The sequence below is a fragment of the Desmospora profundinema genome, assembly GCF_031454155.1.
Classification (GTDB): Bacteria; Bacillota; Bacilli; order Thermoactinomycetales; family DSM-45169; genus Desmospora; species Desmospora profundinema.
In genome coordinates this window covers 120,458-133,785 of the sequence record NZ_JAVDQG010000007.1, presented here as the reverse complement: position 1 = coordinate 133,785, position 13,328 = coordinate 120,458, and the positions used below count along the sequence as shown (strand labels likewise).

The window sequence follows — 13,328 nt, the reverse complement described above, 5'->3', positions numbered from 1 at the left end:
ACTTCAAGTGAGCCATCATAATATTAAGGGAGGAATCGTGGTGAGCAAAATGAAAGGTTTTTGGGAAGAAGCGAAAGACTACATCCCTAATTTTCGGAAACCCTTAGCGAGCAAGAAGGGATCTCCGACTTTGGAGTATGTTGGGATTTTGGCTGCTGGTGCTTTGTTTGCCGCTCTACTGGTAGCTGTGTTTTCGGACGATGATAATACCATCTTTGGTGAGTTGCAGGACCGAGTGAAGAAAGCAATTACTGGCGGTGAAGACGACTCGTAAGGGTAGTCTTGTAGAAGTAAAATAGATGGTCGTCATTTGGACGACCATCTACCCCTATATAAGGAGGGCTTTGATGAAAATAAAACATTCAATGATCATCTTGTTGACACTTTTATTGCTAGTAGGGTGCGGTCAAAAGCCTACAGATACAGTGGCTGATCCTAATAATGGAGAGCCAAAGGAAGAAGTAAGAGACCGTACTGAGGAAGTCATTCCTCCTGCCGCAACGGATCCGGATGAAATCTTTATGCAGAACCCCGGCAGCTTGATGGAGGGAGAAGTAGATTTTAATCAAGCGGAGTTAAGAAAAAAGCTGGAGGAAATGCCTGAAGGACTTTCCAATGAAGAGATCCTAGATCACTTAGTCTATTACCTTGCACAGGATTACCAAAGTGTATACCAAGAATTGCAAGCCTTTGACCCTACCAATCAACCCAACGTGGAGACGCCGGATGGAGAGATCAAACGGCCGGAGTTGGAACAGGTGAATGTGTTTGTGTTGTTGGATGCCAGTGGCAGCATGGCCGCGCAGGTTCCTGGTGGAGTGATGATGGACTTAGCAAAAAAAGCGATCCATAACTTCACCCGAGATCTGCCTGAGGATGCCCACGCTTCTTTATACGCCTATGGTCATAAAGGGAGCAACCAAGCCAAGGATAAGAAAATATCGTGTGAAAGCATTGAAGAGGTTTACGAGTTAAGTTCTTATAATGAAAGCCGATTTAACCAAGCATTAGACCAAATCGGACCCACAGGATGGACTCCACTGGCTGCAGCCATCGAGGAAACGACCAAGGCTGTAAAAGAAACGGATGAAAACACGAGAAACATTGTATATGTGGTTAGCGATGGAGAAGAAACCTGCGGGGGGGATCCAGTTCAAGCAGCCAAGGAGTTAAGTGAAACCGGGGCACAAACGGTGATTAACATCCTAGGTTTTAATGTAGACAAACAAACACAAAAGCAACTACTGGAAATGGCGAAAGCTTCTAACGGGAGCTACAAAGATGTTCTTTCTGGTAGTGATCTGGATAGCTATTTAAAAGCGGAACAAAGACGGATTGAAAGAGAATGGGATATGTGGAGAATTAAAAGCACGCAGGAAGTAGATGCGAGTTGGGCTAGTAATACTCAACGAATGAATAAATTAGTTTACAGGTTAAACCCTCCATACGGGTTGCTTGGATTAGTAAAAGAAGAAAGAAAACGCTTGTTGCAGGCAGCTGATACATTAAATGAAATGGGAAAAGTAGAAGATATTATTGACCTAAGATCAATAATTCATAAAAGGGGAGATAAGCTAGAAAATCGAGCTTTGAATTTTGAGAGGACTATCTCGAAAAGACTCGAAGAGGAACGCTCGAAGGCAAAATTGGATATAGAGGAAAAGAGCAATGAAAAGAAAGACAATTAATCGATTGATATCTAAAAAGGGGAATGTCACCGTCACCTGGGTGTTGACTCTTCCCCTCTTCATGTTCTTTCTATTATTTCTTGGATCGATGGCTACCGCCTGGATCGGTCATGCTCACTCCATAGGTACCGCTGATGCGGTTAGTTTAGCGGTTACCAAAAAAATGGACGGGTGGGTGCAACGAGAGCGAGCCATTCGAATGGAAGTGATCGCACGAAGAAACGGGGACAAGGTGCCCGGGGATCCGGGCTATATTGATCCCTACCAATATCTATTAGGTACCGAAGCAAAAAAGGAAGCGTTCTTAAAGAGCGTAGTGGATAAGTACAGCAATGAGATCCAGGCCATCGCCCGCGAGTACGCGGAGAAAAATGATAATGAGCAGTCGTCTGGTACGGTGATCTTCTCTAAAGGGGGCCGGGTGGAAGTTATTGCCGAGACTCCCTATGAACCCTTATTGTTTCAGGAAGCCTTTCCTTATGACCGGGTAAAGGGAACGGGAGTTGGACCCAAGCGGTATTACCTGGAGTGGATCCCGGACTCGTCTACAAAAAAAGTGAGATATTAAAGGAATGAGAGGTGCCGAAATGCGTTCCATCATGAAAAGGCACTTGCTCCGTCGCAAAGGAAGCGTAACGCTTGAGTCTATTGTCATTCTGACGTTGTTTCTATTGATGACGCTCTTTGTCTGGCAGTTTGTCGTTGCGGGCATCGCGATTTTGGAAACACAGGATTGGTTGACGAGAGCCTCCCGAGACTTGTCCATAGGAGAGCCTAAAAAAGATGTGGAAGAGCTTGCGAAAGAACGATTTAAGAGTGCCAGTTATCATACGTTAAAAGCCATTGATCTGAAAGTAGAGGATGGACAAGCCACGGTAAAAGCGGAGATCGGAATCCAGCCGATCATCAAGGGATTTCCGGTTTTCCCCTACCAGACTGAAGTAGTCACCCCCGTCATGAATTGAATAAGGAGGGAAACATGGCTCCTATACGGTTGCGAATCAGCAAGAAAGGGGCAGCTACGGTTGAGTTTGTCATTATCTTACCCCTTTTCATCTTGTTGGCAATGGTACTGTGGCAAGCAGTGGTGTTAGGAAAAGCGGTCTTGGATACCCAGGCGGCCTTGCGTGATGCCGTTAAAGTGACGGCGACGACGGGCGATGCGGAAAAAGGAAAAGAACAGGGGGAGACATCATTTGGTGATTGGAGCAATTACCAGATGAAAGACTTCACCGTAGAAATAAAAGGCGAGGAAGTCATCGCAAAAGCTGAGACAGAAGTTCCCATGCTGTTTATGAAATCTTCTTATACGTATACTTCAGAGGCGCAAGCGCCAGTGGTACAGTCTCTCAACTTTTATGCTGGATCGGATATGCCGCCGATCGGAACGGGAGAATTAGCCCCACCCGTCAGTAATCCCATCATCACATCGGACTATGGGATGAGATGGCATCCGGTTAGAGGGGAATACAGACTCCACTCGGGCATTGACTTTGGCGGGCCTTTTGGCACCCCGATTTATGCAGCAGGAGACGGAATCGTCCGGTATGCCGGCTGGCGAACGGGTTACGGATACACCATCGAAATTGATCATGGAGGAGGGCTAATGACCCGCTATGCTCATATGGAATCACATTATATGAAAGTGAGCACGGGAGAGCAAGTGACGAGAGGGCAACACATTGCTGGGATCGGTAGCACGGGATGGTCGACAGGTCCGCACCTTCACTTTGAAGTGCTAGTCAATAACATTCCACAAGACCCAAAACAGTATATTTATTAGAAAGGGAGCGTTTTCGGTGAGGCGTTCAACAACAAAAAAGTTAGCCATTATGATGTTGGCTTTTTATATTGTTTCACTATTGTCTCCATTTGTAGGGATCGCTGTTGCTAATACTGATTATCAAGCTCCCGGTTACCAAGCGCCTGAGCAATACAAGGCACCAGAAAAATATCAAGCACCGGAACAATACAAGGCACCGGAAAAATATCAAGCACCGGAACAATACAAGGAACCGGAGCAGTACAATGAACCAGAGAGTAACAATCCACAAGGATCGGATCCATCTACACAACAACCAGGATCAGGCGAAAACAATAATAGTGGTCCTGGCCTTTATAATTCGCTCAAATATGTAGTCAATGATGTTATTCTAGGACAAGTTAAGCTAATCGATAGTGCAAGTGCCCTATTCGAAAATCCCACTAATTCTAATATAAATAGCTTTGCAAGAAATAATATAGGGTATAACTACTTTGGGAATATCTTAAGAGGCGGTCTCGGCCTGGCAGTTCCCTCGGATTCCGGATGGAAAACTGCGCTGGATACCTGGTCCGGTGTGGATACGACAATGGGTGTTATCAGCACCGTAAAGGATGCTCGAATATTTCAGCAAGCACAAAGGCTTGAAGCAGCAGGAGACGTTAGAGCTTTAGCCCAAATGGCTGATAATGTCCCTAAACCAATGACGGGATTAGGTAAATTTGCCGCTTGGGCAGGAGTAGCGATCGGTACAGGTGAGGGGATCTATCACACCTATAAAGCCTTTACTGCCGAAACGGGCCAAGAGCGAACAGATGCCGTCTTTGGAGCCTTAGGAGGGTATGGTGGTGCCTTGATGGCCGGTGCCACTCTGGTAGCAGCTGCTTGTCCGCCGCTTGCAATAGGAATGGCCGTAGCGGGTGGAGTGATGTGGGCAGCAAGTACCATTTATGCCAATCGAGAACAAATTGGCCGGGGATTAAAATGGACAGGAGACAAAATCAGCCAAGGAGCCAAAGCGGTTGGAAATGGAGTGAAAAGTGCGGGCAAAAAGTTGGGGAACGGCTTAAAGAAAGTTGGAGGTTGGTTTTCCAAATAATACAAGGAAATTGTAAACAGAGAAGAGGGGTTATATGAAAAAAAACAAGCTGCCCGAACCACCTAAAGAAATTGCGAAGCAAGTATTGAAGTATAAGAAGTCAGGAGAGAATGAGGAAATATTTTCATGGAGGGTAAAGCATCATGATCAATTGTATCATTATGCGATCTATTGGAAAGGGAAGAAAGTGGTTGGGCATATAATTGTGAGGGAAGACGGTTCCGTTCCTACTTTTTCTGAGGCGAAGACGATTATTCGAATCGCTGTCAGTGTAAACACGATTTTGCGTTTCTTCATTTTACATGGTCGTCGGTGGGCACATACAGTCGACGAAGTTTGGCACAAGCAGTCCGAACTACTGGAACGAATGTACCAAAAATATAAAGGTGGAATGTCCGGAGAAGTAAAACGTTCCTTTCAGGAGTTTATAGATGTACCCAAGGGGATTCTAAAAGAATATCGAGTAATTCAGGAAGCCAATCGAGCAGTTAAACAATTGGATCAGGAGATGATCCAAAGGGGAGATATTACGGATCAGTCGATGGAAAGGGAACTGGATAAAGCCTGGAATCAATTATTTCATGCTAAGAACAATCAACATCTGCTGTTTCATAATACCAAGGAATCAAGGGAAGAGGTCATTCATTTTCTCTCCCAAAAAATTCCCTTGTGGGATCTGAAAGGAAGATGGGAATTACAAAAAATCAAAGCACAACATCGTAACATGTTATTGAATAAGGACGAGTTGGATGCTGTTTTGGATGTACAAGATGATGTAACCCGGAAGGAATCAGGAGAAAAGGAATTTAAGGAGATACTGGCCAATACCAGAAATCCCAGATGAGGAGCAGAATAATGTCAATTTTGAGGGAATCGCTTTTCATTTATAAGGAAAATCTATCGAAGATTGTTATCCTTGGCTTTACCATCCTATTGCCCGTTCAGATCCTGCTTACGATTATATCGAATTACTTGTATTTCAATTACGGGATGGCAGACTTGCTGTTTATTGCAGATTGGATCAATGGGATCTGTGTCTTAATTTCCATATCGGTCGTCTCGATCCCATTTATTCAAATAGCCAAAAACACCGTCATGGAAGAGAATAGTACATTAACGTCGACTTATGATGCTTTTATGCGGTATATGCTTCCTGTTTATCTGGTTAGCATCCCCTATGTAATCGCTGTATCCTTAGGAATGCTTGTCTTATTGATCCCCGGGATTATCATCTCCGTCTTATTCTTTGCCTTTCCCTTTGTGTTCGTGATCGAAGGAGAGACGTGGAAAGAAAGCATAAAAAAAGCCTATGCTTTTGGGAAATCCCATTTTATAAACCTCTTACTAGTCATTATCTTATTCACTCTGATGGAATGGCTCATTTCCATGTTAACTATGTTCATGACTAATCTATTTACAGAGAGTTATCTAATCATACTGTCTGTAAACTTTTTGGCCAGTGTATTCTACTTCCCGATATTCTACTTTTTCATTACTGTAAAGTACTTGAATTGGATCGGAGAGGGGAAGATGGATACATTTTCGACATAATGATATAAAAAACGGAAAGGGTTTATGGGAATATAGATAGGTTAGAGGGTTTTGGAGCAGTTTTCTATGAGGAGCCGGGTGGCGGAGAGACTTTGCAATCACAGAGTATTGTTTCGCTCGATTACTTCGCCCCCGTTCCTATGTACTTTATACAACGATTTAGAGATGACCATACACTGGCCGGCTGTCGGATATCGGTTTACAGTAAAAATCTTCCCGTCTAGGGCAATTGGGAATAGTGGAAGGGGGAAGAAGGTACATGAAGCGAAAACATTTGGGAATCATGTTCGTAGTGTTTGCCGTCATTTACACACTAGTGGAAGTAGCCGAAGGGGGATTTTTTAACTTTTTTATTCCGTTAGCCTTGATTGGCTCCGGTTTGATGCTGGTACGGGGAGAGAAACGAAACGAGCGTATTTTTGGAAAAAAGGAGTAATCTTTGATAGAGCAACCTCTTTCTAAAACCAAGTCCTATTTAAAAATTCGGTTAATTGATCAGAGAAAAACTAAAAGAGAGAATCACTATACATATTTAGTCGTGACTGCCAAACGGCAGCATTGATCCATATATATAAAACGCTTAATTTCCCTTGCCTTTTTTTGCAATTATACCCGACATAAAAGTATCCTTAAAATAATTGGGAAGGAAGAGAGGATTTGAAATCAAATTTATCAAAAAAAATAGCTTTATTATTTCTTTCCTTTTACCTCTTTTCTTTATTTTTACCGGCTGTCGGAATGGTATTGGCTCAGCCGCACTACCAATTGCCTGAGCAATATCAGGCACCAGAAAAGTATCAAGCGCCTGAGCAATATCAAGCACCGGAAAAGTACCAGGCACCAGAGCAATATCAGTCACCAGAAAAGTACCAAGCACCGGAGAAATACCAAGAGCCTGATAAGTATACGAATAATGGGAATGACCCCAATAACAGCGAAAGCAATAATGGAGGACAGGACGGAAACAATCATAATCCGGGATTTTTGGAGCCCTTAGATCCTTATTTTGATCCTTTCACGTCCTATACTGGAAACATATATGATGGAATAAAGGGTTTTCCGAAAATGTTAGCTGGTGCTAACGGATTTTATTTAACACATGAAAAGTTGCCACATGGATTAGGAGGAAGATGGGCTTATGCAGTCCATAACAAAGACTTATTAAAATTATCCAATGTCCCTATTCTGAAGGATCTTGTACAAAGCGGGAGTGCCCCTTCGTATTCAAAATATATAGGGCATACTCATTCTGCGATCACTGACTTTACATCAGGGGGATTTGGAAGTTATCTAAAAGGTAACGTCATTACAGGTGCATTATTAAATACAACGAATACAGTATATGGAACCTATAGGGACGATGGATGGGCGGGATTTAAATCAGTTGATTTTGCGTCGGAGTTTATTGTGGATATTGGTTTGGGTGCAGGAGCTGCAGTAGTAAGTACAGCGGCCGGTGCAGGAGCAGCAGCTTTGATTGGAGCGACAGTTGGTTCCGTTGTTCCGGGTTTTGGAACAGCCGTAGGCTTTGCAGTGGGTGTAGGTATCTCGATGTTTTTAAACTCGGATATGGGTAAAAAGTATGTCAAAGAGCCACTAGTAAATGGTACTAAAAAGGCTATTAATGCTACTATTGATACAGGCAAAAAGGCGTTAGATGGTTTGAAATCCGTTGGTAGTAAGGTCTCGTCGTGGTTTGGTTAATATTATGGAGGTGCTGTAGTTGAACAAGACCAGTTTCCATCAAATGAATTCAACTAATGTTACACCACCAAATACACACGGAATATATTTTGGTGGTATTGGTTTTATAGTAATGGGTTTACTTACAGTGCTTAGTCCTCCTTCCTTGATGTGGGGGGTGATATATGTTTGTACACTTATATTAAGTGGGGTTTGGACTGCAATTGGGTTTATTCGAAAGTTGGATGAGCGACCTAAGTGGCGTGGAGTTTATGCTATTGTTCATTTAGATTTACTTTGCTTTTACGGTACCGCTTTTTTATGGAGATTTACCGGGGAAGGTTTAATGAGAGGAATCGTCTTTTTTGGATTGCTTTTTGCTGCTGCGTTATTTGGTCACATATATCGTCGAAAAGTATTGTCCGAGATATTAGGAACCCGCTCATGGTACACCATTGTTCTCTTTTTTATTGCGACAGGAGGTGGCACCGGGGCATTGGGAGGAATCATACTTGGGAAAATTAACCCTCACGTCGGTGGCTATTGGATGTACTTTGTATTTTTGTTATTAACCATTGTAAGTCACTCCATGTGGGCTAAAGCAGAGGACCCCAATTGGAAGCCAGATTAACATATAGGAGTGATAAATTTGGTTATTAAGGTTCTGCAATCGGTAGGGGTAGGAATTCTCATTTGTCTTGCGTTCGGCTTTATTTTAGGTTTGATAGGGATCACTTCGCCTATGGTTGTGACAGTCGCATTACTTTTGCTTACGTATCTCTCAGCGGGATTTGTTGCGGGGAGCCATCCTTCAAATCCTTATCTGGCAGCAGGATTATCAGGAAGTTTGCTGGTTTTTTTCAATCAAGGCTTTGTCATACTGTTTCTTGCACCAGAAGCCGCTAATAACCCTTTGGGTTTAATGATAGCTTTTTTTGTTGGAGTGGTACTTTCTTTGATTGGTGGATTGTTAGGGAGTTTGGTCTTTAGGAGAAAACTGGTTTAATCGGGAGGATTGAGGGTGAGCAGATGGCTAGAGCCTTTTAAAGAGGCAGGGTTACTATACTTTCAGCATCCATTCAAAATTATGATAATCGGTATGATGTTTGCCTTACCCATTCAGTTTTTTATTTCCTTAGGCTCTACGATGGGTACAATATTCACACCTCCCAGCATCTCCAATATATTGGATCTATTTCTTATTATTTTAGGTTTATCTATTGCCCAGGTACCCTACATTTATATGGTATTCAAGAGGGAACAAGGTGAAGAGCCGGAGTATATCAATGTATTACGAAATCTAAAGGAAAATATAACACCAGTGTATGTAATGGGCTTGATGGTTGCACTGGCTGTATCGTTGGGTTTTGTGCTAATTTTACCAGGTATTTTATGTCTAATATTTTTTGTCCTCTTCCCTTATGCAGCAGTTATGGAAAAAGAATATTATTGGAATGGAATAAAGAAAGCTTGTCAAATAGCCAAATCTAACTTCTTTACCTTGATGAATGTATTACTTTTTTTTATTATGATAGATTGGTGGTTACTCTGGGGAGTCTTTACAGTTGCATCAAACTATGAGACGAACTTTATGATAATGACGCTGGTTCACAGCGTCATACAAATACTCATCCTTCCTTATTTTTCATTTGTCCTCGCTGGTTTCTATATTAGATGGGCGGAAATCGATTCTGTCCATGCTTTAGACCAAATTCTTTAGTAAGTAACTCGCCAACTCTAGCTCATTCAGTTACCTGATGAGTGGGTGTTGGTGCTTTTTGATTTATTGTCTTTTGACTGTATGTAATAAATCGGAGTCAGACAAACCAAATAAGATGGCTCATGAAAAAAGACCGATAATGAAACCAAGAAAAGTGAAAAGCACTACTGAGGGTGCTAAAATTTCCAACCAAACCTACAAAGATGTTTTCTCCAGCAGTGACTTGGATAGCTGCTTGAAGTCAGAATAAAGGTGGATAGAAAGAGAATTGGATGTTTGGAGAAGTAAAAGCAGGCGGGAAGCGGATAGTAACTGGTCCAGGAACTATAACAGGATGAATCAACTAATACACGATAACGGTTTAATTGGGTTGGTGAAAGAAGAGAAAAAGCCTTTACTGTTAGGAGTGGATATGCTTAACGATATGGGGAAAGTGGAGGACATTATTGGATTAAGATCCATGATTCACGACAGAGGATATAATTGACAAGATGGGCTCTGGACTATCGAGAGACCATCGCAAAAAGGCTTCGTGAAGAACAGTCAAAGCAAAATCGGAGATAGAGGAAAGGCACAATGAAAAGAAAGGAAATTAATTGCTCAACGCGTGTGTATCGCCTGCTGGCAACTAAAAAGGGGAATGTCACCGTCACTTGGGCAACTCTTCCCCTGTTCATGATCTTTCTATTATTTCTAGTGATCGAATGGTGCGAGATGTCCATGACCATTAGGAGGGTACCATGAAGGTTAAGATGTTACTGCTTTATCTAGCCATTTTCATTGGTGTATTCCTGTTAAACAGCATCCTGTTTGGATTATGAAGGGAGAGGGAGATGATTAACGGAAAGGGTAAGTGGATCGTTTTGGTCATTATATTTGTGCTAGGTATGGTCCGATTGATCTATCAAGTATTAGTTACCGATTAACCGGAAAAACATGATCTATCGCAATATCAATAAGCCGTTGAATACTTCAGAACAGGTTCATATGGCGGATTTCATTCAATCAATCCCAGTATTTCTACTTTTGGTAAAACGGTGGCATGAATTGGTTTGGTATTTTCCACAATGATCTAGGTGTAAATACATGGGCGGCGTTTACATATGAAGGTAACAAAAAAACACGCGGATTATGTACTGAAGGCTGTTGCAGCCCTTGGTGGAGTATTAATGGCTATCGGAACGCTGCTACTGGTTACAAACCCAGTTGTGGGTGGAGCGTTGCTCGTAATCGGTTTGGTGATTTGGGGAGCAGGTCTTCTTGGGCAATTGTTTACCCGCTATGATGGCATTGCGAAAGTGGTGGTTTTCCCTGTTAAATTCCTTAAATCTATCGGGAGAGGAGTTGTGAATTTCCAACAAAGGATGACGATGGGTGTGGGTAAATGTGGTTTCCAATTTCGCAAAAAACCCGATAGGATATCTCCAACGAGGGGGCGGAAGATTTGTAGACCGAGGGAGAGAGTTAAGGGACTGGTTCACTGGATTATTTAGCCGAAATTAAGGAGACATGATTAAGATGAAATTTAGTGTACCGCAAGAGGTGAAGAGGCAGTTTGAAAAACACAAAAAAAGAAATGAGAGATATGAGACATTAACTTCTGAAGTATTAATTGAGGGTCAACTCTTTTAACTTGTTTCTTATCATTCGGGAGGAGCACCGGAACCGGTGGGATATCTGGTTGTAAATAAAGATGGCTCGTTGCCCCGAATCGACGATAGTGTAAAAAAAGCATTAGAAATTGCTGTTGAATATAGCTCTCAATCCCAAACTTTATATGGTTACTTCAAGCGGGTATCGTTAAGCAGTGTTAACTATATGAAAAAAAGTTTAACAGTCCTTGACAAGATAGTCGATCTGTATCCGAATGCATCTCAACAAATGAAAGATTCGATTGAAAGGTTTCGAGTATGTTTTCGGGAAGGGATCACCCATAAAAATGAAATGAGAAAATATTATACAAAAGCGGATCATCTGATTCAAAATGAAATGAGGGGAAGAACGGTAACTGTAGACTTACATCGTAAAATGATGCATTTAGTTAAGATGAATGCATATCACGGTTTTTGCTATAATAAGCTGCAACTAGAAACAGCTGAAGATCGAATGAATGTAATTCGGTTTCTGCGGCAAAAAGGGAAATATATTTGGGCGTTGCGTCTATATCTATCGCAGAAAGGAATGCTATCAGCTGAAAAAATGAGTTCAGAGGATGAACGGTACTTCCGCACTTTGGATAAACACTGGCATGATGGTTTTAAAGATGATATTTTTTTAATGGAAAACGAAGAAACCATGAATGATGTCGTTCGAAAGTGCCGCAATCCACGTTAAAATTGAACGGCCGGTCACCTTAAGGTGACCGGCCGTTCAGTTTTTTGAAACCTAAGCTCTTTTCATTCGTATTGCTGTATCGAGTCTCTTTGTATACACTTATCCACCACCAAAGGGAGGATTAAAATGAAAAATTGGTACTTATCTCTGGTAGTTATTATTTGCGCTATCTTCTTGTTCACTGCATGTACGCCTTCCGATCAAACAACGGATGGAAAGCCGAATGAAGAACCGGAGGAAGAAGTAAGTGCTACCCCTCAGGATGATGCGGACACCATGCTGAAACAAGGCCCCGGCCTATTGGAAGACAAGGATCAGGAAGAGGCGCGGAAGGCATTTGAGGCGCTTCCGGATTCCATGAGTGCAGAAGAAGCGTATGGGGAACTGATCCGGTTGATGGCGGAAGACTACAGTGAGGTATTGCAAGCGATTGAGGACTTCGATCCCACCTATAACGTGAAACCCTTCCGATCAAAATCCGGCGATTCCAACTCCGGCAGGGGAGCCGACGGGGAAGAGGGAGAAGCGCATATTCAAATCCTATTGGACGCCAGTGGTAGCATGGCAGCCAAGGTGGAGGGTCAGGAAAAGATGGCCGCCGCCAAGGAAGCGATTGAGAAATTTGTGAAGGAAGTACCGGATAACGCCAAAGTGTCCTTACGCATTTATGGTCACGAGGGAAGCAATCGGAAAGAAGATAAAGCCGTCTCCTGTAAAAGTACGGAAGCGGTTTATCCTTTAAAGGAAGTGAATGAAAAGGAGTTTGCCGCTGTGATGGATCCGGTGAAACCGGTGGGGTGGACACCATTGGCGCTTGCGATGGAAGAGGCCAAGCGGGATATGGAACGAAACCGCGAGAAAGGGACGCGCTCATTGGTCTACGTGGTGAGTGACGGAATCGAGACGTGTGGCGGGGACCCTGTGCAGGCAGCCAAGGATCTCAATCAATCCGACATCGAAGCGGTGGTTCACATCATTGGATTCGATGTGTCGGCTGATGAGCGAAAAGCGCTGGAGAAGGTGGCTGAAGCGGGTGGCGGCGAGTATGGCTCCGCTTCTAACGGCAATGATATCCACGACATGTTGTCCAAAAATGCCAAGGAGTACAGCGACATTCTCTCAAAAACCAGCTATCAAAACCACCACCTGTTAAAGCTGAACATGCACGCTCGGGCGATGCAGGAGAAGATCGTAGATCTAGCGGGTTATAATTACCTTCGCACCAGCCCTTTTTACAAGAAGATCAATCAGGAAGAAAAACGGCTGCAAAAAGCGGCTGACAAGCTGGCAGAAATGGAGAAGATCAGCGAAGACACCCGTACGGAGTTAAAAGAAATCATCCAGGGGAGGAGAGAGGCTCTGCATGAACGGCGGAAGGAGTATATTGATGAGTTGTCGGACAGGCGATCCAAAGCCCATAAGGAAGCGTATGCGATTATCACCGGGAAACGGTGAAAATCATAAACAAGTAAAATCATAGGGGGAAGAAAA

15 protein-coding genes are annotated in these 13,328 nt (G+C 42.9%); all 15 read left to right on the top strand.

Annotated elements, in window-relative coordinates; genetic code table 11:
• Nucleotides 1-40 precede the first annotated feature (40 nt).
• Nucleotides 41-274, top strand: coding sequence for a hypothetical protein (locus JOE21_RS14820; protein ID WP_309867828.1), 234 nt, complete (start codon nt 41-43; stop codon nt 272-274).
• A 73-nt stretch (nt 275-347) separates the two neighbouring features.
• Nucleotides 348-1,688 (top strand): vWA domain-containing protein, encoded by a 1,341-nt coding sequence (locus JOE21_RS14815; protein ID WP_309867825.1) that lies wholly within the window; start codon nt 348-350, stop codon nt 1,686-1,688.
• Nucleotides 1,669-2,256, top strand: coding sequence for a hypothetical protein (locus tag JOE21_RS14810; protein WP_309867822.1), 588 nt, complete (start codon nt 1,669-1,671; stop codon nt 2,254-2,256). Before JOE21_RS14815 ends, JOE21_RS14810 begins: the two co-directional genes overlap by 20 nt.
• A gap of 19 nt (nt 2,257-2,275) precedes the next feature.
• The gene (locus tag JOE21_RS14805) at nt 2,276-2,653 is read left to right on the top strand and encodes a hypothetical protein (RefSeq protein WP_309867819.1); all 378 of its coding nucleotides are present in this window, start codon (nt 2,276-2,278) and stop codon (nt 2,651-2,653) included.
• A 14-nt stretch (nt 2,654-2,667) separates the two neighbouring features.
• On the top strand, nt 2,668-3,471 hold the full coding sequence (locus tag JOE21_RS14800) for a peptidoglycan DD-metalloendopeptidase family protein (protein ID WP_309867818.1): 804 nt from the start codon (nt 2,668-2,670) through the stop codon (nt 3,469-3,471).
• A gap of 16 nt (nt 3,472-3,487) precedes the next feature.
• A complete protein-coding gene (locus JOE21_RS14795) occupies nt 3,488-4,549 on the top strand; it encodes a hypothetical protein (RefSeq protein WP_309867816.1) in 1,062 nt (353 codons plus the stop codon).
• Between the two features lie 34 nt (nt 4,550-4,583).
• Nucleotides 4,584-5,393: a hypothetical protein gene (locus JOE21_RS14790; RefSeq protein ID WP_309867814.1), complete on the top strand. Its 810-nt coding sequence runs from the start codon at nt 4,584-4,586 to the stop codon at nt 5,391-5,393.
• Between the two features lie 966 nt (nt 5,394-6,359).
• Nucleotides 6,360-6,536 (top strand): hypothetical protein, encoded by a 177-nt coding sequence (locus JOE21_RS14785; protein ID WP_309867813.1) that lies wholly within the window; start codon nt 6,360-6,362, stop codon nt 6,534-6,536.
• A gap of 221 nt (nt 6,537-6,757) precedes the next feature.
• The gene (locus tag JOE21_RS14780) at nt 6,758-7,804 is read left to right on the top strand and encodes a hypothetical protein (RefSeq protein ID WP_309867810.1); all 1,047 of its coding nucleotides are present in this window, start codon (nt 6,758-6,760) and stop codon (nt 7,802-7,804) included.
• Between the two features lie 19 nt (nt 7,805-7,823).
• Nucleotides 7,824-8,414 (top strand): hypothetical protein, encoded by a 591-nt coding sequence (locus JOE21_RS14775; protein ID WP_309867807.1) that lies wholly within the window; start codon nt 7,824-7,826, stop codon nt 8,412-8,414.
• Between the two features lie 18 nt (nt 8,415-8,432).
• Nucleotides 8,433-8,789 carry a hypothetical protein gene (locus JOE21_RS14770; protein WP_309867804.1) on the top strand — a complete coding sequence of 119 codons (357 nt, stop codon included), beginning with the start codon at nt 8,433-8,435 and terminating at the stop codon, nt 8,787-8,789.
• A gap of 15 nt (nt 8,790-8,804) precedes the next feature.
• Nucleotides 8,805-9,503 carry a hypothetical protein gene (locus JOE21_RS14765; RefSeq protein ID WP_309867801.1) on the top strand — a complete coding sequence of 233 codons (699 nt, stop codon included), beginning with the start codon at nt 8,805-8,807 and terminating at the stop codon, nt 9,501-9,503.
• Between the two features lie 1,103 nt (nt 9,504-10,606).
• Nucleotides 10,607-10,996 carry a hypothetical protein gene (locus JOE21_RS14760; RefSeq protein WP_309867798.1) on the top strand — a complete coding sequence of 130 codons (390 nt, stop codon included), beginning with the start codon at nt 10,607-10,609 and terminating at the stop codon, nt 10,994-10,996.
• A gap of 175 nt (nt 10,997-11,171) precedes the next feature.
• Nucleotides 11,172-11,837 (top strand): hypothetical protein, encoded by a 666-nt coding sequence (locus tag JOE21_RS14755; protein ID WP_309867794.1) that lies wholly within the window; start codon nt 11,172-11,174, stop codon nt 11,835-11,837.
• Nucleotides 11,838-11,963: 126 nt separating this feature from the next.
• Complete coding sequence (locus tag JOE21_RS14750) at nt 11,964-13,292, top strand: vWA domain-containing protein (RefSeq protein ID WP_309867792.1); 1,329 nt, start codon at nt 11,964-11,966, stop codon at nt 13,290-13,292.
• The last annotated feature ends 36 nt before the right edge of the window (nt 13,293-13,328 follow it).

What these genes read in the sequence shown, in the direction of transcription:
- JOE21_RS14815 (WP_309867825.1), top strand. Translation starts at nt 348, where the DNA reads ATGAAAATAAAACATTCAATGATCATCTTGTTGACACTTTTATTGCTA.
- JOE21_RS14810 (WP_309867822.1), top strand. Translation starts at nt 1,669, where the DNA reads ATGAAAAGAAAGACAATTAATCGATTGATATCTAAAAAGGGGAATGTC.
- JOE21_RS14805 (WP_309867819.1), top strand. Translation starts at nt 2,276, where the DNA reads ATGCGTTCCATCATGAAAAGGCACTTGCTCCGTCGCAAAGGAAGCGTA.
- JOE21_RS14800 (WP_309867818.1), top strand. Translation starts at nt 2,668, where the DNA reads ATGGCTCCTATACGGTTGCGAATCAGCAAGAAAGGGGCAGCTACGGTT.
- JOE21_RS14790 (WP_309867814.1), top strand. Translation starts at nt 4,584, where the DNA reads ATGAAAAAAAACAAGCTGCCCGAACCACCTAAAGAAATTGCGAAGCAA.
- JOE21_RS14785 (WP_309867813.1), top strand. Translation starts at nt 6,360, where the DNA reads ATGAAGCGAAAACATTTGGGAATCATGTTCGTAGTGTTTGCCGTCATT.
- JOE21_RS14760 (WP_309867798.1), top strand. Translation starts at nt 10,607, where the DNA reads ATGAAGGTAACAAAAAAACACGCGGATTATGTACTGAAGGCTGTTGCA.
- JOE21_RS14750 (WP_309867792.1), top strand. Translation starts at nt 11,964, where the DNA reads ATGAAAAATTGGTACTTATCTCTGGTAGTTATTATTTGCGCTATCTTC.